The organism is Halomonas sp. ALS9, assembly GCF_001651035.1.
GTDB lineage: Bacteria > Pseudomonadota > Gammaproteobacteria > Pseudomonadales > Halomonadaceae > Vreelandella.
This window is the reverse complement of record NZ_LXRG01000183.1, coordinates 142410-161668: the sequence shown is the minus strand read 5'-3', so window position 1 is coordinate 161668 and position 19259 is coordinate 142410. Positions and strand designations below refer to the sequence as shown.

General features: G+C 56.6%; 15 protein-coding genes and 1 CRISPR repeat array. Of the genes, 8 read left to right on the top strand and 7 right to left on the bottom strand.

The window, feature by feature from the left end; all coding sequences use genetic code 11:
• The first annotated feature begins 65 nt into the window (after positions 1–65).
• Positions 66–941 (top strand): LysR family transcriptional regulator, encoded by an 876-nt coding sequence (locus A6R74_RS13715; protein ID WP_064235073.1) that lies wholly within the window; start codon positions 66–68, stop codon positions 939–941.
• Between the two features lie 24 nt (positions 942–965).
• On the opposite strand, the gene A6R74_RS13710 is transcribed toward A6R74_RS13715, so the two are convergent.
• The 5 genes from A6R74_RS13710 to A6R74_RS13695 form a co-directional block, all read right to left on the bottom strand.
• Complete coding sequence (locus A6R74_RS13710) at positions 966–2123, bottom strand: metal ABC transporter solute-binding protein, Zn/Mn family (protein WP_064235072.1); 1158 nt, start codon at positions 2121–2123, stop codon at positions 966–968.
• Between the two features lie 73 nt (positions 2124–2196).
• A complete protein-coding gene (locus A6R74_RS13705) occupies positions 2197–3087 on the bottom strand; it encodes a metal ABC transporter permease (RefSeq protein ID WP_064235071.1) in 891 nt (296 codons plus the stop codon).
• Positions 3071–3805 (bottom strand): metal ABC transporter ATP-binding protein, encoded by a 735-nt coding sequence (locus A6R74_RS13700; protein ID WP_064235070.1) that lies wholly within the window; start codon positions 3803–3805, stop codon positions 3071–3073. Before A6R74_RS13700 ends, A6R74_RS13705 begins: the two co-directional genes overlap by 17 nt.
• Complete coding sequence (locus tag A6R74_RS22810; RefSeq protein WP_007111964.1) at positions 3802–3951, bottom strand: hypothetical protein; 150 nt, start codon at positions 3949–3951, stop codon at positions 3802–3804. The genes A6R74_RS13700 and A6R74_RS22810 overlap by 4 nt, the downstream gene beginning before the upstream one ends.
• A 196-nt stretch (positions 3952–4147) precedes the next feature.
• Positions 4148–4837, bottom strand: a complete 690-nt coding sequence (locus tag A6R74_RS13695; RefSeq protein ID WP_064235069.1) for a hypothetical protein — start codon at positions 4835–4837, stop codon at positions 4148–4150.
• Between the two features lie 155 nt (positions 4838–4992).
• On the opposite strand from A6R74_RS13695, the gene cas1f reads away from it, so the two are divergent.
• Entirely contained in the window at positions 4993–6003 is a 1011-nt protein-coding gene (gene cas1f / locus A6R74_RS13690) for a type I-F CRISPR-associated endonuclease Cas1f (RefSeq protein ID WP_064235100.1), read from the top strand.
• The gene (cas3f, locus tag A6R74_RS13685; protein ID WP_064235068.1) at positions 6000–9344 is read left to right on the top strand and encodes a type I-F CRISPR-associated helicase Cas3f; all 3345 of its coding nucleotides are present in this window, start codon (positions 6000–6002) and stop codon (positions 9342–9344) included. The genes cas1f and cas3f overlap by 4 nt, the downstream gene beginning before the upstream one ends.
• A gap of 2 nt (positions 9345–9346) precedes the next feature.
• On the opposite strand, the gene A6R74_RS13680 is transcribed toward cas3f, so the two are convergent.
• Positions 9347–9529: a hypothetical protein gene (locus A6R74_RS13680; protein WP_064235067.1), complete on the bottom strand. Its 183-nt coding sequence runs from the start codon at positions 9527–9529 to the stop codon at positions 9347–9349.
• Positions 9530–9568: 39 nt separating this feature from the next.
• On the opposite strand from A6R74_RS13680, the gene csy1 reads away from it, so the two are divergent.
• The 4 genes from csy1 to cas6f are packed head-to-tail and all read left to right on the top strand — an operon-like array spanning position 9569 to position 13520.
• Positions 9569–10945 carry a type I-F CRISPR-associated protein Csy1 gene (csy1, locus tag A6R74_RS13675; RefSeq protein WP_064235066.1) on the top strand — a complete coding sequence of 459 codons (1377 nt, stop codon included), beginning with the start codon at positions 9569–9571 and terminating at the stop codon, positions 10943–10945.
• A complete protein-coding gene (gene csy2, locus A6R74_RS13670) occupies positions 10938–11906 on the top strand; it encodes a type I-F CRISPR-associated protein Csy2 (protein ID WP_064235065.1) in 969 nt (322 codons plus the stop codon). The genes csy1 and csy2 overlap by 8 nt, the downstream gene beginning before the upstream one ends.
• A 15-nt stretch (positions 11907–11921) precedes the next feature.
• Positions 11922–12947: a type I-F CRISPR-associated protein Csy3 gene (csy3, locus tag A6R74_RS13665; protein ID WP_064235064.1), complete on the top strand. Its 1026-nt coding sequence runs from the start codon at positions 11922–11924 to the stop codon at positions 12945–12947.
• Positions 12948–12950: 3 nt separating this feature from the next.
• The gene (gene cas6f / locus A6R74_RS13660; protein ID WP_064235063.1) at positions 12951–13520 is read left to right on the top strand and encodes a type I-F CRISPR-associated endoribonuclease Cas6/Csy4; all 570 of its coding nucleotides are present in this window, start codon (positions 12951–12953) and stop codon (positions 13518–13520) included.
• A 129-nt stretch (positions 13521–13649) separates the two neighbouring features.
• A CRISPR array of direct repeats spans positions 13650–17038; the repeat unit is 28 nt; unit sequence GCTCGCTGCCGTGCAGGCAGCTCAGAAA.
• Positions 17039–17221: 183 nt separating this feature from the next.
• On the opposite strand, the gene A6R74_RS13655 is transcribed toward cas6f, so the two are convergent.
• On the bottom strand, positions 17222–17653 hold the full coding sequence (locus tag A6R74_RS13655; protein WP_064235062.1) for a DUF29 domain-containing protein: 432 nt from the start codon (positions 17651–17653) through the stop codon (positions 17222–17224).
• 416 nt (positions 17654–18069) lie between these two features.
• Between A6R74_RS13655 and A6R74_RS13650 the strand changes: the two genes are divergently transcribed.
• Complete coding sequence (locus A6R74_RS13650) at positions 18070–19041, top strand: tetratricopeptide repeat protein (protein ID WP_064235061.1); 972 nt, start codon at positions 18070–18072, stop codon at positions 19039–19041.
• Positions 19042–19259 lie beyond the last annotated feature (218 nt).

The following is a 19259-nucleotide window of genomic DNA, read 5'->3' as shown; positions in this document are numbered from 1 at the left end:
CGCGCTGTGTGAATTCACAAACAGCGATATTTTGCCCGAGCTATTAGAAAAATTTGGGGGTCAAGGTGGTGCGTCCCTACCTGCCGTTAAAAGCGCTGCGCGCCTTTGAAGCGTCGGCCAGGCATCTAAGCTTTACCCGAGCATCTGAAGAGCTGCATGTCACCCAGGCGGCGGTCAGCCATCAGGTGAAGCTGCTCGAAACGCAGCTGAAGGTGCCGCTGTTCAAGCGCTTGCCTAGGGGGCTAATGCTGACTCAGGAGGGTGAGCTGCTGCTGCCAGTATTGAAGAGTTCATTCGATCAGATCTCCCATACCCTGGAACGGGTGGGCGAGAGCAGCTACCGGGAAGTGTTAAATGTCGGGGTGGTGGGAACCTTTGCCGTCGGCTGGCTGCTGCCAAGGCTGGCGGATTTTCAGGACAAGTACCCGTTTGTCGATTTGCGTCTTTCCACCCATAACAACCGCGCAGATATTGCCGGTGAAGGGCTCGACTTTGCTATACGTTTTGGCACGGGGGCCTGGCACGGCACCGCGGCGCAGCCGCTGCTACCGGCGTCACTGTCGGTCATGTGCACGCCTACCATTGCTGCACGGCTTAACACGCCTGCCGATCTATTAGGCGAGACCTGGCTGCGCTCTTACCGCGCCGATGAGTGGACCGAGTGGCTATTAGCGGCGGGGCTACCGCGCAGCGTTGCGATGACTAACGGCATTGTGTTCGACTCTTCCATCGCCATGGTGGAAGCCGCGATACAAGGGGTAGGCGTGGCGCTGGCGCCACCGCTGATGTTTCCCCGCCAACTGAGCAGCGGCGCGCTGGTACAGCCTTTTGACACTGCTGTCAGTTTGGGAGGTTACTGGTTGACTCGCCTGCAAACACGCCCGGAAACCCGCGCTATGGCGTCTTTCCGGGAGTGGCTGCTCACGGCGATTAATGCCTGAGCTGCGCTTGTTTATCCGGCCCGCTTAGTGGCTATGCTCACTGTGGTCATGGTCATGGTCATGGTCATGGTCATGGTCATGGTCATGGTCTTCGTGATCGTGACTGTGCTCATGATCGTCATGGCCAGCCTCTTCATGCCCGTCTTTATGACCACCAGGCTGGGCCAGCGCATCGTGCAGCACATGGGCATTGTGGCGCATCATGCCCAGGTAGGTGCTGGCTTCGCCTTCCGAAGCTAACGCATCGGCGTAAAGCGTGCCGGCGATCGGCAGGCCGGTTTCCTCGGCGAGCTGGGTGATGATCGACTGATTGGTCATGTTTTCATGGAACAGCGCTTGCACGTTCTCCTGCTCAATCACATCCACTAGCGCCGCCATGCTGGCGCCACTGGGGTCGGCTTCCGTAGAAAGCCCTACCGGAGAGAGGAAGGTTACCCCATAGGCGCTTGAGAAGTAGCCAAAGGAGTCGTGGCCAGTAATCACGCTGGTGGAGGCTGGGATCTCTTCAATCAGCGCGCGGATCTCGGCGTCTACCTCGGCCATTTCCTGTAAATACTGCTCCGCATTGGCGCGATATTCGTCGGCGTTGTCAGCGTCCGCAGCGATTAAACCATCGCGGATATTGGCCACATACACCTCGGCCTGGTGCATATCCTGCCAGGCGTGGGGATCTTGACTGCCATGATCGTGACCGGCGTGCTCATCCGCATGTTCTGCGTGATCATGCTCATCATGGTCATGGTCATGGTCTTCATGGTCATGGTCTTCATGATCGTGGTCGTGCTCTTCGTGGGCATGCTCTTCATGGTCATGCCCATGCTCGTTATGCCCAGCGTAGGAGAGCGGCTCAATACCATCGGTCGCGGTAACCAACGCGCCCGAGTAGTCGCTGGCGCTAATCAAACGCTCCATCCAACCCTCAAATAGCAGGCCGTTGAACACCACTAAATCAGCATTGGCCAGGGAGCGGGCATCGCCAGGGCTAGGGGAGTAAACGTGGGCGTCGCCATCGGCAGCGACCAGAGAGGTCACATCAACGTGCTCGCCGCCTACGTTTTTCACCATATCCGCCAGGATAGAGAAGCTAGTCACCACCTGAACGCGCTCATTGGCGATGGCCGCAGGCAGCGCCAGCATGGCGGAGACGCCGACTAACCAGCGTGATGAAGAGGCAAAAGACATACAGCACTCCTTACAGTGAAGCCTTACGTTTAAACCTCATGTTTAGACATAAGGTAAACATAAGGGCTAAAAATTAAGCCCCGTGCTCAACAGTTAGCGGCGTTGTTTTACGCCGCAGTTTGGCTGCCAAGCTGTGGTAACGACCAAACAGGGCTGAGAAGAGGTAACCGAACCCGGCCAGCAAAATAATGCTGGGGCCCGAAGGGATATCCAAATGAAACGAGAGCAGCAGGCCGCCGGTGCTCGCCACCATGGCCAGCACAATGGCAATGCCGATCAAGCCCTCTAAGCGTTTGCTCCAAAAGCGCGCCGAAGTGGCGGGCAGCATCATCAGCCCCACTGCCATCAGCGTACCCAGGGTTTGAAAACCGGCGGTTAGGTTGAGTACCAGCAGACCTAAAAACACGCTGTGTACCCAGCCACTGCGACGGCTCTGGCCGCGTAAAAACAGCGGGTCAAGGCACTCCACGACCAGGGCACGGAACACCACCGCCAGGGTCACCACAATTAGCGTGCTGATACCCGCGATCAGCAGCAGCGCGGTAGAGTTGATCGCCAAAATCGAGCCAAACAGCACGTGGGTAAGATCAACACTGCTACCGCCCAGCGAAATCAGCATCACGCCCGCGGCTAGTGAAATAATAAAAAAGCTCGCCATGGCGGCATCTTCCCGCTGGCCACCCATTTTCGACACTGCCCCCGCCAGCAGCGCGACCATTAACCCAAACAGCACCCCGCCAATGCTCATAATCGGCAGCGAAAATCCCGCCAGCAGGAAGCCCAGCGCCACACCGGGCAAAATCGCGTGGGCCATGGCGTCGCCAATCAGGCTCATGCCGCGCAGTACCAAAAATACCCCCAGCGGCGGGGCGGCCAGCGAAAGTGCCAAGCCGCCCACCACCGCCCGGCGCATAAAACCGTAATCGAACGGGCTGACAAACCAGGCGTTAAGCAGATCCAGCATGGCGTCCTCCCATGATAAACGGCACCACTTGAGCAGGTGCATGTTGGGGATTAAGCGCACTGGGCGCCACCCAGCGGCCATGGCCGCCGTTAAGCATCAGCACTTCATCGGCCAGGCGGCGCAGGTGATCCATATCGTGGAGCACGACAATAATCGTCGCACCGTCATCCGCCATCTGGCGTAGGATGCGGATTAAAATATCCACGGTTTCACTATCCACATTGGCAAACGGCTCATCTAGCAGTAACAGCTCGGCTTCCTGCATTAGCGTGCGGCCAATCAGGGCACGCTGGCGCTGGCCGCCGGAAAGCTCGCCCAACGGACGGTGGGCCAAATGGGAAATACCCAGCCGCGCCATAATCTCGCGGCCTTTGCGGTAATGCCCCGCACAGTAGCCGGTTAACGCGCCGTGGCTGGGCCAACTGCCGGTCATCACCAACTCTTCCACGCTCATGGGGAAGGTCAGGTCTAACGCCAACTGCTGGGGCAACCACGCCCGGCGCTCCTTGGGCACGGTGCACACCACTTCGCCACTAATGGGCCGAAGTTCGCCCATAATGGCCTGAATTAACGTGCTTTTGCCGGCACCGTTGGCGCCGATCAGCGCGGTAATGGCGCCCGGCTTGAAGTCGCCCTCAAGGTGTTCCAGCACCGTGCGACGCGCCTGGGCCAAGTGCAGATTGTGCAACTGCAAGCGAGATAAAGCGCGCTGACTCATCCCAACCACCCGCCAGCCCAAACCACCAAACCCCATAGTGCCAACAGCGGCACGGCAACAAACAGCAGCCGTTTAGTAGCCGATAGCGACATCAAGGAGAAGTGGCAGGGGCCCTCCTTGTTATGGCGGTGCGTATGCTCACTCATCAAGCGGCCTCGTATAATGGCGAATAGGTTATAACATAACGTTTGGCAAAGCCAAAAAATTGCTGGGTATTTTACTCCCCCATACCGCACTCCTCCATACCGAGCTGGCAATAATTAAGCGCTGGCGACGATTTGCCGCCAGCGCTTTAGAGGTGCACAAAAAAGGGGGGAGTGGCGTAGGCCGTTTGCCTGAAACCTAGTAACGCCAGGTAGCGCCAATTTGCTGAGGCGCCACATGCAGCGCATATTCACCGGGAATCGTGATCGGCCCCAGCGAGAGGTTGGCGGGCTGGAAGCGATTAATCGCTGACGATGCCTGATTGGGCTGCGACCAAATCTGCACCTCATTGACCAGCATGCCGGTAGCAAAGTTAATGGCGCCGTCGCTTTCCCGGCCATCGGCGGCAATCACCGCGCCCGCCACACCGTTCACCAACAACGAACTCACCCGAGCACCCCAGCCACGCCGCTCGCGCTCGGCTTGAGCGAGCTGCAACCCCAGCGCCTGCACGCCGCTTAAATCGCCGCTGGCTTTCAAACGCTCATACTCGGCCAACGCCGCCGGGTGCGGCTGGCGATCCGTCAGCATACCGGCAACGGCCAGGGCTGATTTCACCACGCCTACCCGGGCATCAAAGCGGTCATCCGGGTCGCTCGCCTCGCTGGATTGGTACGCATTCACCGCCAGGCTGGTGCCATAAATGCCCGTCCAGCCCCACTGCCAAACGTTGGCGTGGCTAGCGCCGTTCTCAAATACCGCATCGTACTCATTCCACTGCACGCCGGTTTGAGTCGGCGTTTGTGCCTGGGCTTGTGCTTGTAGAGAGACAGGCAGAACGACCACCAGGGTGGTCACCAACGCGGTGAGAAGACGAGAAGCATGCATGAAAAGGTGCCTATATAGGGGAGCAGTAGCGCTAAGCGTAGCACGCAAAACCAATCAGACGAGGAGGATTGAAGGTTGGCGAAGTATGACTAAGGTCAATGGCGTTGCACTATAAAGGATGATTAGATATGGAAAATGACAACCAGGAGCGCCGCATGGATGACTTTTCGCCCAGTGACCTAAAAACCATTCTTCACTCCAAGCGCGCCAACCTCTATTACCTGCAACATTGTCGAGTGCTGGTGAACGGTGGTCGCGTAGAGTACGTCACCGATGAGGGCAGCAAATCCCGCTACTGGAACATCCCCATTGCCAATACTACTTCGATATTGCTGGGCACCGGCACCTCGATTACCCAAGCGGCGATGCGCGAGCTAGCCAAGGCAGGTGTATTAGTCGGGTTTTGCGGCGGCGGTGGCACGCCGCTATTTGCGGCCAACGAGGTGGATGTAGACGTTGCCTGGCTGACCCCGCAAAGCGAGTACCGACCCACGGAGTACCTGCAATATTGGGTGCGCTTCTGGTTTGACGATGTAAAACGCCTGGATGCCGCCCGCGCCTTTCAGCAAGCCCGCCTTGCCCGCATCGAAGCCCTATGGACAAGCCGCGTGATGAAAGACGCAGGCTTTAGTATTTCCACCGATCACCTGCACAGCGCACTGACTCACCACCGCGAAGCGATCAAAAAAGCCCCCAGCACCGTTGATCTGCTCACCCTGGAAGCGCGGTTAACCAAAACGCTGTTCAAACTGGCGGTGAACGCCGTCGACTACGGTGACTTCACCCGCGCCAAGCGAGGTTCGGGCACCGACCCCGCTAACCGCTTTCTCGATCACGGCAACTATTTAGCCTACGGCCTGGCGGCAACCGCCACTTGGGTGCTGGGTATTCCACACGGGCTTGCGGTACTCCACGGTAAAACCCGCCGGGGCGGTTTAGTGTTTGATGTGGCGGACTTAGTCAAAGACGCGGTGATTCTGCCCCAGGCGTTTATTTCCGCCATGCGCGGCGATGAAGAGCAGGAATTCCGCCAAGCCTGTATCGAGCGCTTAACCCGCACCGAATCCCTCGATTTTATGATTGATACGCTCAAAGAAGTTGCTCAGGAGTTGGGGCAAGGGCAGGGGAAAGAGCCGGGGCAAGAGCTGGGGAGCGGCGAAGCATGAACGTGCTGCTGATTTCCCAGTGCAACAAGAACGCCCTGAAACAAACCCGCCGCGTGCTTGATCAGTTTGCCGAACGCCGCGGCGACCGCACCTGGCAAACACCCATCACCCAAGCCGGGCTGGATACCTTGCGCAAACTACTGCGCAAAACCGCCCGCAAGAATACCGCCGTCGCCTGCCACTGGATTCGAGGCCACGACCACAGCGAGCTGCTGTGGGTGGTGGGAGATGCCGCCCAGTTCAATCTCAATGGCGCAGTGCCGACCAATACCACTGCCCGCGATATTCTGCGCCGCCAGGATGAGAACGACTGGCACAACGGCGAAGATATTCTTCTGCTCACCGCTATGGCCGCGTTACTGCACGACCTGGGCAAAGCCTGCGACGCCTTTCAGCAGCGGCTTAAAGGCAAGCTGGAAGGGCGCAACTTATACCGCCATGAGTGGGTATCGTTAAGGCTATTCCAAGCCTTTGTGGGGAGTGATGACGACGCTACTTGGCTGGCGCGACTAGCCGAAAGCGACTACCGAGAGCAGGACTGGCTGGAGGGTTTAGAGCGTGACGGACTAGATAGCCCCACCTCGGCGGTGTTTAGTCGCTTGCCGCCGCTGGCTGCTGCACTGGGTTGGTTAGTGCTTAGCCACCACCGCCTACCGTTAAAACCGCCGGAGAATGATGGCAGTAATGAAAGGCGCTGGGGCAGAGGAAAGGCGCCACTTCAGGCGGAGCAACTGGGCCGGCTGTTTGCGTCTATTCATGCCGAGTGGAACGAGATTCCCGAAACCCAAGACCCTAAGCGTATAGCCCCGTACTGGCAATTTAGCGGTGGGTTGCCGCTGAGTACATCCCGTTGGCGTGAACGTGCTACGAAGCTCGCCACTAGGCTACAGGCACGGCTAAAAGCGGATCGTCACTGGCTGGAAAGCCACTACGTCATGCACTTGGCGCGGCTAAGCTTAATGCTCGCCGACCATCACTACTCAAGCCTGGAAGACCTACAGCATCGCGTGCGCGGCGAACCCAACTATCCGCTAATAGCCAATACCGTGCGCAAAACCGGCAAGCCCAATCAGCCCTTGGATGAACACATCTTGGGCGTTGAAAAACACGCCGCCGCGATAGCACGCGCACTGCCTAGCGTCGACAGCCACCTACCGCGTTTAGCCCGCCATAAAGGCTTTCGTAAACGCAGTAGTCACCCGCGCTTTCGCTGGCAGGATAAAGCCTTTGATCTGGCTCAATCGCTTAGAGAGCGCAGCCAACGGCAAGGCTTTTTTGGCATCAATATGGCCTCCACCGGCTGCGGCAAAACCCTGGCGAATGGGCGCATCATGTACGCGCTGGCCGACCCTCAGCAGGGCGCGCGCTTCAGTATTGCGCTCGGGCTACGCACGTTAACGCTGCAAACCGGTCAAGCCCTTCGTGAACGCTTGCATCTGGGGGAGGATGAGCTCGCTGTGCGTGTGGGTGGTAGTGCCAATAAAACGTTGTTTGAGCACTACGAACAAGAAGCCGAAGCCAGTGGCTCGGCGTCTCAACAGGCGCTGATCGAAGAAGACGCCCACGTGGTGTTTGACGGCAATTTCGATAACCACCCGGTGCTGCGCCGCCTGAATAATGAACCGGGCACTCGCGCCCTGATCGCAGCGCCCATTTTGGTATGCACCGTTGACCACCTGGTGCCCGCCACGGAAAGCACCCGCGGCGGGCGGCAGATCGTGCCCATGCTGCGGCTAATGAGCAGCGACTTGGTGCTCGATGAAATCGACGATTTCGATATCAACGACCTGCCTGCACTGACTCGATTAGTGAATTGGGCGGGGCTGCTGGGATCGCGGGTGCTGCTTTCATCGGCCACCTTGCCGCCAGCGCTGGTCGAAGGGTTGTATGAAGCCTACCGCAGCGGTCGCGAAGCTTTTCAGCGCCACCGAGGCGAACCGGGTTTGGCGGTGGATATCTGCTGCGCCTGGTTCGACGAGCACGACCGCCAGCATGAAAACTGCGCAAGTAATGAGACCTTCAAGGCCGCGCATCACGCCTTAGCCAAACGCCGGTTAGAGCGCCTATCGTCTAGCCCGGTGCGCCGCCGTGGCGATATTTTAGCGTTGCCAGCGTTGGGCAAACGCCCGGAGGAGATCAGACCCGCGATTGCAGCGCTGCTGCGCGAGCACGCGCTGGCGCTACACCAGCAGCATCATTCCGTTGATCCTCACACCCGCAAACGCGTTAGTTTTGGCCTTATTCGTATGGCCAATATCGACCCCTTGGTGGATGTGGCCAGAACGCTGTTCCAGCAGGGCGCACCGGAAGGTGTGCGCATTCACCTCTGCGTTTACCATTCCCGCCACCCGCTGGTGATGCGCTCGGAGATTGAACGCCGGTTGGATAAAACGCTGCAACGCGCCGAACCCGAGCGCGTGTTTCAGCAGCCCGATATCCGCCGCCTATTAGATAGCAGTGAAGAAAACGACCACCTGTTTATTGTGCTGGGCTCGCCGGTAACGGAAGTGGGCCGCGACCACGATTACGACTGGGCGATAGTCGAGCCTTCATCCATGCGCTCGATTATCCAGCTAGCGGGCCGCGTACGCCGCCACCGCGCACAGGCCTGTGAAGTGCCTAATATTTTGCTGTTAGAGACCAATCTAAAAGACCTTGAGCGACCGGGAGAACCTGCTTTTCATAAGCCAGGCTTTGAAACAAACGCTACCTGGCGTCTCAAAAACCACTCACTTAACACCTTGTTAACGCCGGATGAGTACCAGGTAATTGACGCCCGCCCCCGCGTGCTGGCGCGGGAAACGCTGCAGGCCACAGAAAGTCTCGTCGATCTAGAGCATGAGCGGCTGCATCAACTGATGATCGAACAGCCCGCCGAACCGTTAACCAAAAAAGACATAAGATTAAAAAAGCAGCCCAAACCACCGCCGTTAGGGGCCTATAGCTGGCATGTCATGCCGCAGCTGCATTTAACCGGTGTTTTGATTCAGCGTGACCCATTTCGCAAGCAGCTCGAACCTGAAATAACCCTAGCGCTGCTGCCCGATGAGGGCGGTGAAACCTGGACGCTACACCGCGTAGACGACGGCGCAAGGCGGGGTGAAAAGCTCTATGTGCCAGTAGAAGAGAGCCTGCTGGTGCGGGTAGACCTGGCAAAAGAGCAGGGCGAGCGGATTCAGCCTTGGGGTGCCAGCGACTATTTAACAGCTCTGGCTGACTTGGCCGAAGACTTGGATATCTCTCTGGATCACGCCGCCCGAACCTTCGGCACGGTAACGGCCTCGGCTAGAAACCAGCGGTGGGGGTATCACTCGGTGTTGGGGTTTTGGCGGAGCAAATGACGTTAAGCATGCTGGTTAATATCTGCGAGCGTTTCGCGAACCAGCGCTTGTATGCCAGCAAGCGCATCAGCGCTGTCATTAGCAAGCCAGGAAAGACTTGGAAATTGTGAGCATAAGCCTACAAATTGTTGGTCTTCTTCAGACCAAAGAATACTAAAGATGTGATCGCTGTGATTTATCATCATTTCTATTCCAACAGAGTGTGATAACCAAAGGGAAAACGTATGGCAGATAATAGCAGAGCAGCAGAAATTCGCTCTGGGATTAAAGCCTTCTTAAAAGAGCGCTTCGATACCAAGGCGGAAAAGCTAGCTCCCGACGATCCAAAATACCAGGCATTAGTTGAGCAGTTCCAGTTCGATACCTGGATCAACGATGCAGCAAGGCGCGTTGGTCAACTGCAAGTCGTAACCCACTCGCTAAAACCTATCCACCCCGATGCCAAAGGTTCCAATCTTTACGCCCCGCCTGAATCGCTAAACAACCACTATCTTGTCGGTAGTCATGTACTACCCGCTGATTTTGCGGGCGATGTGGTGGGCAACGCCGCAGCCTTGGATGTGTATAAGTTCTTGAAGCTGCAGTTCGAAGGAAAATCGCTGCTTGAGCGTGCGCTAGAAAATGACAGCGATTTTGCCAAAGCGTTAAGCGATAACCCCAAACAAGCCCAGGCGTGGATCAGCGCCTTTGCGGCTATTACCGAACCGCGTGGCGAGCACGCCTCACATACCCGAGGCAAACAGCTCTACTGGCTAGTGGGTGATGATGCCGCAGACCTAGAAAATGACGCCGATAACTTCCGTCTGCTTGCACCACTCTATGCCACCTCGCTGGCCCACCGGGTATTCCAAACCATTAACCATGACCGTTTTAGCGAAGAAGCTAAAGAGGCACGAAAAGCCAAGCGGGAAGGCAAATACGCCGAGCAACCCGTGCACAGCTACCCCAACCTGGCCGTACAAAAAATGGGTGGTACCAAGCCGCAAAATATCTCGCAACTTAACAGCGAGCGCGGCGGTAACAACTATTTGATGGCATCGCTTCCACCCAGTTGGAATGTCCGTGATATTCGCCCACCGCTAAAAGTAGCATCGGTTTTCTCCAACCCAGGAATATTTGGCAGCCGCTCAGAAGTGCGCTCCCTTGTTAAAGACCTCAAGCGCTTTCTGGAGACCAACCCCTCCACTGATATGCACACCCGCGATTTACGCGATGACTACACGGCCATGCTGATGGATGAGCTGGCGCTGTTTGCCATGCAAATGCATAGCGTGCCAGCGGGTTGGAGCGACGATGAAAAATGCGAACTGGTCGCCGAAGAAACCTTTTGGCTAGACCCTGGCCGAGCCGAGGAAGATGCCGCTTTTCGTGAAGCGCGAAACAGCGTGGAGTGGGCAGACGAGATTCGCCACCGCTTTGCTAACTGGCTTAATGCCGCGTTAGGCGAAAAGCTCCCATTAGGCGATGTGGAGTTTCGCCACTGGCAGAAAACGCTGGCAAAAGATGCGACTCATCAAGGCATGTTGGATCGTGATCGCCGCTGGATGGAAAGCCTAATGGAAGACTTATCCAACCTGCCAGGAGGTGATGACGATGAGTGATGTTAAAAACCTTCTAGTCTTGCCGCGCCTGCGGGTACAAAACGCCAACGCGATTTCCAGCCCAATGACCTGGGGCTTTCCTGCCATGAGCGCTTTTGTGGGCTTGATGCACGCCCTCGAGCGCAAGCTCTATGCAGCAGGTATCAACGTTTCACTTAGTAACGTCGGCGTTATTTGCCACGATTTTGACGCCCAGGCTACAGAGGGTGGCTACATTCGGGGCTTTCATTTGACCCGTAATCCGGTGGACAAAACCGGCGGCACAGCGGCCATTGTGGAAGAAGGGCGCATCCATCTGGATATCACGCTGATCTTCACGATTGATTCAGCGGCGGCAGAAAATGAGCATGAGGATATTGCCAAACAAATTGGTGAGATCGTTGCGGGTATGCGTATTGCCGGTGGCAGTGTCATCCCCAACCGCGCCGTGCCAAGCCACAAACAACGCCCGCAATGGGTCGCGCTTGATGACAATGAAGAAGAACGGCAAAAGCAGTTCGCGCGCCTAAAGCGGCGCTGGCTGCCGGGCTTTGCGTTAACCCTGCGCGATGACTACCTCACCGAACACCATCAGACGCTGCAACAGCAAAACCCGGAGGCCAGTTTGCTGGATGCGTGGCTAGACCTTTCACGGCTTAACCACTATTGCGCCCTTGAAAATAAAGGTGAATCCAACGAAAAGCCTGTTTGGCAGGTGCAGCGCCCCTATCGTGGCTGGCTGGTTCCGATCCCCGTAGGTTACGGCAAAATCTCTGATCTTTTTAATCCTGGAGAAGTGGCTAACGCCCGGGATAACAAGACTAAGTTTCGCTTTGTTGAAAGCCTCTACTCCATTGGCGAATGGGTCAGCCCCCACCGCATGAAGCAACCTGAAGACCTGCTTTGGTACGTTGATAACGACGAAGAAGCGGGACTTTACCGACTCAACAACGATTACCACCTTCGCGCCTCAGCACAGTAAACAAGGAGCTTAATCATGGCTAAAAACGACACCCTTAAAACCGCTTCCGTCCTCGCCTTTGAACGCAAGCTTGACCCTTCCGATGCCCTGCTTTACGCCAGCAACTGGGAAAAGCGGCAAGATGAGCAGCAGTGGCAGCCGGTAGAAGTGCGCGAAAAATCGGTGCGCGGCACCATTTCCAACCGCCTGAAAGCCAAAGACCAAGACCCCGCTAAACTAGACGCGGCGATTGAAAATCCCAACCTGCAAACTGTCGATGTCGCCACGCTGCCCCACGATGCAGATACTTTAGTTACTCGTTTTACGCTACGTGTATTGGCCGGTGCCGGAAAACCTTCAGCCTGTAACAACGCCGAGTACCAAGCCAAGCTGGAACAAGCCGTCGCCGAATATAAGCAGGCGCAAGGTTTTGGCGAGCTGGCGCATCGCTATGCCAATAACCTCGCGAATGGTCGGTTCCTGTGGCGCAACCGCATGGGCGCAGAGCAAGTCGAGGTCAGTGTTCGCCAATTGGCCCAGGGCAAAACCACCAAAGAGTGGACGTTTGATGCACTGTCGCTCTCATTGCGGGCTTTCGAGGACACCGCCGAGCTTAAAGAGCTCGCCGGTGTTATTGCCTCTGCACTGGCCGGTGAGCAGCACTTACTGCTAGAGGTGGTGGCCTACGTGCGCGTAGGCAGTGGCCAAGAAGTGTTTCCTTCGCAAGAATTGATTCTTGATCGGGGCCGGGGCGATAAGAGCAAAACGCTTTATCACGTTAGCAAGATCGCCGGTATTCACTCGCAGAAACTGGGTAACGCCATTCGCACCATTGATACCTGGTACCCCAATGAGAACGATGAAGACCTTGGCCCTATTGCCGTGGAACCCTATGGCTCGGTGACTACTCAGGGCAAAGCGTATCGCCAGCCCAAGCAGAAGGCCGACTTCTACTCACTGCTGGATAACTGGATGATCAAAGACCAAGTGCCTTCCAAAGAGGATCAGCACTTTGTGATGGCAACGCTGATTCGCGGTGGCGTATTCGGCGAAGCGGGGTAAGCCATGGATCACTATATCGATATCCGATTAAGGCCAGACCCTGACTTTGCCCCGGCAATGTTAATGGGCGCGCTTTATAACAAACTACATCGGGCGCTGTTTGATTTACAGGCCGAAGATGTAGGCATCAGCTTCCCTTGCTATAAGCACGGTGTTCGCGCTCGCACACTGGGAAATCACTTTCGCCTGCACGGCACACAAACGCGTTTGCAGCAGCTAATGAGTGCGGACTGGCTAACCGGTATGCGTGATCACGCTCAGGCGAGCGAGGTGCTTGCGGTGCCTGCTGGTGCTCAACATATCAACGTGGCGCGTAAGCAGTTCAATACGGGCAGCCCAAGTCGTGCCAAGCGCTATGCCAAACGGCATGACATCTCGGAAGAGGAAGCGCAACAGATTTACGCTAAGTTGGCCGAACGGCGTATTGAGCTCCCATTTGTGCAGATCAATAGCCGCTCCACACAGCAGCGCTTTAGCTTGTTTATTGAACATGGCAAACCGGCCGCATCTGCCACGGAGGGCACGTTTAGCCATTACGGCCTAAGCCCCAACGCCACGGTGCCCTGGTTTTGACCCTTTTTTTCAGCGATAAAATAGGACACTAATAATCAACCACTTAGCGGTATCGCTCAAAAAAGGGTGATACCGCTTTTTTCGGCTAAAGCTCTTTAACAATCAACACATTAATTTTGATATGCTCTAGCTCGCTGCCGTGCAGGCAGCTCAGAAATGCTGCTGGCAGAGTTGCACCATGCGGGCGGCGCTCGCTGCCGTGCAGGCAGCTCAGAAACGTTGGCTGGCAGTAGAAGGCGACGACGAATTGCTCGCTGCCGTGCAGGCAGCTCAGAAAAGGGCCATTAGCACATAAGGGTCTTTAATCTGGCTCGCTGCCGTGCAGGCAGCTCAGAAAGCCAGGGCGTCGCGTTCTTGTATGACGGCTTGGCTCGCTGCCGTGCAGGCAGCTCAGAAAAATTGATGGTGGCGAACCGTACACGGGTTGGAGCTCGCTGCCGTGCAGGCAGCTCAGAAATGTCCGGTGGGCGCGCTATCGGTGATATGCACGCTCGCTGCCGTGCAGGCAGCTCAGAAAGGGGTAATGTCGCAATCAACCATATTGGCTCCGCTCGCTGCCGTGCAGGCAGCTCAGAAAGTGCAAACGCTTCAGCAATGGGAGTTCGCCGCGCTCGCTGCCGTGCAGGCAGCTCAGAAACAAGGTCGTTTAGTTTTTTGCGGTTAGCTCCGGCTCGCTGCCGTGCAGGCAGCTCAGAAAAGCCGGGCAGTGCAGGCAGAACTGGAAAGTAGGCTCGCTGCCGTGCAGGCAGCTCAGAAAAGCAGCACGCCACCTGCAACACCCCAACCAATGCTCGCTGCCGTGCAGGCAGCTCAGAAACGGATGATTGGGCGGTTGCGGCGGGGATTGAGGCTCGCTGCCGTGCAGGCAGCTCAGAAAAACGCGCCCGCTTCAATATGCTGGATCTTGCGGCTCGCTGCCGTGCAGGCAGCTCAGAAATGCGACAAGCTTAGCATTCACGAAAGATCGTTGCTCGCTGCCGTGCAGGCAGCTCAGAAATCAAAACTGAACAAACTGGTTGAAAGGCACGGGCTCGCTGCCGTGCAGGCAGCTCAGAAATGATTAGGCATAGCCTTCGCGAACTCTTCCGGGCTCGCTGCCGTGCAGGCAGCTCAGAAATGCACCGAACGCACCCGCTCCTGGTATGAAGAGCTCGCTGCCGTGCAGGCAGCTCAGAAATCGCAGCGCAAAACGCCAAGGCACACGCCGCGGCTCGCTGCCGTGCAGGCAGCTCAGAAACAGCTGAGCTCTTCGGTTTCGCTCTGCTTTTCGCTCGCTGCCGTGCAGGCAGCTCAGAAACGGACGTTTACCTATGCAAACCACAACCGAACGCTCGCTGCCGTGCAGGCAGCTCAGAAAAATTACTGTCACCGCTGAACATTACGGGTACGGCTCGCTGCCGTGCAGGCAGCTCAGAAAGATAACGTTAGGACGGCGCTTAAGTTTGTACGGCTCGCTGCCGTGCAGGCAGCTCAGAAAGGATGCAGCGCCCAGCAAAGCGCTAGCAGCGCCCTCGCTGCCGTGCAGGCAGCTCAGAAATGCTGCCGCCGCCCGGTCAACTGCTGAAACTCGCTCGCTGCCGTGCAGGCAGCTCAGAAATGGTTAAGCAAGCACGCAGGTGGCACTCACAAGCTCGCTGCCGTGCAGGCAGCTCAGAAAACCCCCAGCATATCAACGACCAGCCAGCACGCGCTCGCTGCCGTGCAGGCAGCTCAGAAAACGAGCACGTCCAGGATGTTGGTCTTGGTTACGCTCGCTGCCGTGCAGGCAGCTCAGAAATAGATGCGCTCGCGCCTCCAAGCCTTTCAGATGCTCGCTGCCGTGCAGGCAGCTCAGAAAGGCACCGGCGGCGCGGTGGTGGGCTGCATTGCGCTCGCTGCCGTGCAGGCAGCTCAGAAACACAAAATAGGCCACCGCCCCAACTGGAAACAGCTCGCTGCCGTGCAGGCAGCTCAGAAAAAAAAGGTGGGGTATCGAAAAGCGCACTTAGTGCTCGCTGCCGTGCAGGCAGCTCAGAAAGAAGAAAGGAGAGCCGACGAAGACCTTCGGGAGCTCGCTGCCGTGCAGGCAGCTCAGAAAGGATCTCCCAAGCCGTAGGGGCGCGCCACTGTGCTCGCTGCCGTGCAGGCAGCTCAGAAACCGCTGGGCGGCAATACTCGCACTGTTGACGATGCTCGCTGCCGTGCAGGCAGCTCAGAAATATGCCCGAAATGCCCCCGCTGCCGCAATTCCGCTCGCTGCCGTGCAGGCAGCTCAGAAAAAGTCGCCACGGCGTTGCAGCAGGTCAACGCCGCTCGCTGCCGTGCAGGCAGCTCAGAAAAGCGAGCGGAATATGCTGACGCCAGAGATTTGGCTCGCTGCCGTGCAGGCAGCTCAGAAATGATCGACCAGCGCTTGCTGGATTTGCTCAATGCTCGCTGCCGTGCAGGCAGCTCAGAAATTCCTCTTTGGATATATTCAGCTGCTTAACGAGCTCGCTGCCGTGCAGGCAGCTCAGAAACTGAAGGCAACTTGAACAAGGAAGACGTTTTAGCTCGCTGCCGTGCAGGCAGCTCAGAAAACAGCGCCGCCTTTTTTCTATCTGAATTCGTAGCTCGCTGCCGTGCAGGCAGCTCAGAAAAGTGGCCGTGCGGAAGTTGGGCACCTCTGCGTGCTCGCTGCCGTGCAGGCAGCTCAGAAAGAAGCGCTGGAAAAGATCGAATCGCCGCTGGCGCTCGCTGCCGTGCAGGCAGCTCAGAAAAATTCGGACTCATTTATTCAGAGTTAGGTTCGGCTCGCTGCCGTGCAGGCAGCTCAGAAAGGCACGCGGAGGATCAAGCCCTTCACGTCATAGCTCGCTGCCGTGCAGGCAGCTCAGAAATGTTTAGTCCCTACAGTGTAACGACTATTGTAGCTCGCTGCCGTGCAGGCAGCTCAGAAAAGCATCGTGATATGGCCCGGTAACGCCAAGGCGCTCGCTGCCGTGCAGGCAGCTCAGAAATGCAGCCGAACAAGAGAACCAGGCTGACGAATGCTCGCTGCCGTGCAGGCAGCTCAGAAAGCTCGGCTGCTGGCAGTAGGTGCGTTCGGAATGCTCGCTGCCGTGCAGGCAGCTCAGAAAATAAGAAGAGCTTTCGAGCGCTTGCTGTACGCGCTCGCTGCCGTGCAGGCAGCTCAGAAAAGACAAAATAAAACCGCCTCTTGGGCGGCTAGGCTCGCTGCCGTGCAGGCAGCTCAGAAAAGCGACACGGTTTGCTCGCCGATAATGCCGCGGCTCGCTGCCGTGCAGGCAGCTCAGAAAGTGTACATTTCCGACCAGCCGCCCGACGACGCGCTCGCTGCCGTGCAGGCAGCTCAGAAAGTGTACATTTCCGACCAGCCGCCCGACGACGCGCTCGCTGCCGTGCAGGCAGCTCAGAAATGGTTAATGCCACGGACGGCATACCTGCCCCAGCTCGCTGCCGTGCAGGCAGCTCAGAAACACGAGGATCGTTGTCCCGGTCTTTTCGGCACGCTCGCTGCCGTGCAGGCAGCTCAGAAAAGAGGCGCAACTAGTCTTTACCATCGACTACACGTGCGCTGCCGCTCAGGCAGTTGCAGATAGATTTAAGGTATGTGCATCTGGCACCGCTGCGCGGTGCTTCCGCGGGTGCGCTGACGCTTACGCCGCGCTACTCGAAATGTGCACTGGGCGAGTAAGGTGGTCTGTGAACTATGATACGACTTAATGCTCAACAGGTTGAAATGTGACCGCTTCATCGAAACCGTACATGCATTGCTCTGGAAAGGCGTGCAGCTCGTTATCAGTCTCAATCGCTGCTGCGCGGCGGGCATCTCCATACGTTTCGTTCATCAGTTCAGGTAGTAATGCTTTCAAGCTGGGGTTGTCGTTAAGCAGGCGGGTTGTTTTGGCTTGAGCATCGATGATCGTCAACCGCCAGCTACGTGAGCGCTGTTCAGGCTGGTGATCCCATTTAAGCAGGTGCATTAACAGGCGAACCAGTTGACTGACCAGCAGGCGCCGTTCAGTTTTGCCCATGCTCTCAATCTCCTCGGCTAGATGCTCAAGATCAAGTTGTTCCAGTTTTCCAGCCCGCAGAAACCCTGCTTGCTCAAGCGCCCAGGAGTAGGCATCGCGTTCATAATGTACGGCCATAGTGATACTCCTCTAAAACCGCTTTGCATCTGTTTAGTGTAAACGTAAGACGACAGCAGGCGAAAAACTTGAAGTGAATATAAGTTAACGGGATGGCTTCTACTTACTGTTGCTAAGCGAAGTGCGGGGATAGTTTCCCCGTCACTTTGTGTGGTTATGATTAATTTTGTGATGCAGCTCGGGCAGCTTAGAATCAAAGCGACAACAGCTATCACCCCAACATCCTGTTCGCTGCTGCCTAGGCAGCTTAGAAAAAGATACGGCTTACCGCCCAGGCTGCTTAGAAAACAAAACTCAAGATAATACGAAATATTGAGCTTATTGCTGGTCAGAGTCGTCCTTCATTACTGGATAGCTGAACCATTTATTAACTAAAATTGATAGTATGGGCGCGTTCTTAAAAGGGATTTCCACTTATGTACTCGTTGAATAAAGCCATTGTTCTCGCCGCCGCGATCACCCTGGCGTCTCCTGCACTGGGTCAGTCAGTGGAGAAAGGAACCGAGGCCTATAACAATGGCAATTACGCCACTGCTCTGAAGCATTTTGAGCCATTGGCCGAAGAAGGCGATGCCGATGCGCAGTATACGCTTGGTCTCATGTACGACCTTGGCGAGGGAGTCACCCAGGACGCTTCAACAGCCGCCGAGTGGTACCGAAAAGCTGCCGAACAGGGCGATGCCGACGCACAGCAAAGTCTTGGTCTCATGTATGAATATGGCAAGGGAGTTCCCCAGAGCTCCTCAACTGCCGCTGAGTGGTACCTACGAGCGGCTGAGCAGGGCAATGCCATCGCTCAAACCGATCTTGGCATTATGTATGCCAGTGGCGCGGGGATCCCCCAGAATGCCTCAACGGCTGTTGAGTGGCTCCGCCGGGCCGCTGAACAGGGAAATGCCCGCGCGCAGTTCAATCTTGGCAATATGTATCGCACTGGCAATGGGGTTCTCCAGAGCGCCTCAACGGCTGTTGAGTGGTACCGCCGAGCGGCTGAGCAAGGCAATACCGATGGACATTACACTCTCGGCACCATTGTCGACGCTCAGTACATTCTTGGTGTCATGTACGACCTTGGTGAGGGAGTCACCCAGAACTCTTCAACAGCCGCCGAGTGGTATCAAAAAGCTGCCGAACAGGGACATGCTGACGCACAGTACGAACTTGGGGTCAGCTACTACAATGGCGAGGGGGTAAGCCGTAATCTAGTCATGGCTAATGTGCTGAACAATCTGGCGGCGGCACAATGGCATGAACAGGCCCGCCAAAATCGTGATGCTATTGCTAACGAATTGTCGCGTGAGCAGCTCACTGAAGGGCAACGCATGGCGAGTGAGTGGCGTGTGAGAACACCGTTACCCACATTGCAAGATATCAGCACCTGGCCGTAGCAGCGATTTATCGGCTCGCCATTCCGGGCCGATTTTCTTCCCTGAAAAGCTCAAGATAAGGCTAATTACTTTGAAAAATTCGTGTGAACGGATTCTCTAGGTAGACGTGTAATCTTGAAGTTCGCTGCCGGCTAGGCAGTTGTGGCTAGATTTAAGATATGTGCACTTGGCACCGCTGCGCGGTGCTTTCGCGCCGGGCCGCCGTCGCGGGTGCGCCT

Bases quoted from the DNA above. Each gene is read 5' to 3' on its own strand.
- A6R74_RS13710 (WP_064235072.1), bottom strand. From the start codon at position 2,123: ATGTCTTTTGCCTCTTCATCACGCTGGTTAGTCGGCGTCTCCGCCATG.
- A6R74_RS13705 (WP_064235071.1), bottom strand. From the start codon at position 3,087: ATGCTGGATCTGCTTAACGCCTGGTTTGTCAGCCCGTTCGATTACGGT.
- A6R74_RS13700 (WP_064235070.1), bottom strand. From the start codon at position 3,805: ATGAGTCAGCGCGCTTTATCTCGCTTGCAGTTGCACAATCTGCACTTG.
- A6R74_RS22810 (WP_007111964.1), bottom strand. From the start codon at position 3,951: ATGAGTGAGCATACGCACCGCCATAACAAGGAGGGCCCCTGCCACTTC.
- A6R74_RS13695 (WP_064235069.1), bottom strand. From the start codon at position 4,837: ATGCATGCTTCTCGTCTTCTCACCGCGTTGGTGACCACCCTGGTGGTC.
- cas1f (WP_064235100.1), top strand. From the start codon at position 4,993: ATGGATGACTTTTCGCCCAGTGACCTAAAAACCATTCTTCACTCCAAG.
- cas3f (WP_064235068.1), top strand. From the start codon at position 6,000: ATGAACGTGCTGCTGATTTCCCAGTGCAACAAGAACGCCCTGAAACAA.
- A6R74_RS13680 (WP_064235067.1), bottom strand. From the start codon at position 9,529: ATGATGATAAATCACAGCGATCACATCTTTAGTATTCTTTGGTCTGAA.
- csy1 (WP_064235066.1), top strand. From the start codon at position 9,569: ATGGCAGATAATAGCAGAGCAGCAGAAATTCGCTCTGGGATTAAAGCC.
- csy2 (WP_064235065.1), top strand. From the start codon at position 10,938: ATGAGTGATGTTAAAAACCTTCTAGTCTTGCCGCGCCTGCGGGTACAA.
- csy3 (WP_064235064.1), top strand. From the start codon at position 11,922: ATGGCTAAAAACGACACCCTTAAAACCGCTTCCGTCCTCGCCTTTGAA.
- cas6f (WP_064235063.1), top strand. From the start codon at position 12,951: ATGGATCACTATATCGATATCCGATTAAGGCCAGACCCTGACTTTGCC.
- A6R74_RS13655 (WP_064235062.1), bottom strand. From the start codon at position 17,653: ATGGCCGTACATTATGAACGCGATGCCTACTCCTGGGCGCTTGAGCAA.
- A6R74_RS13650 (WP_064235061.1), top strand. From the start codon at position 18,070: ATGTACTCGTTGAATAAAGCCATTGTTCTCGCCGCCGCGATCACCCTG.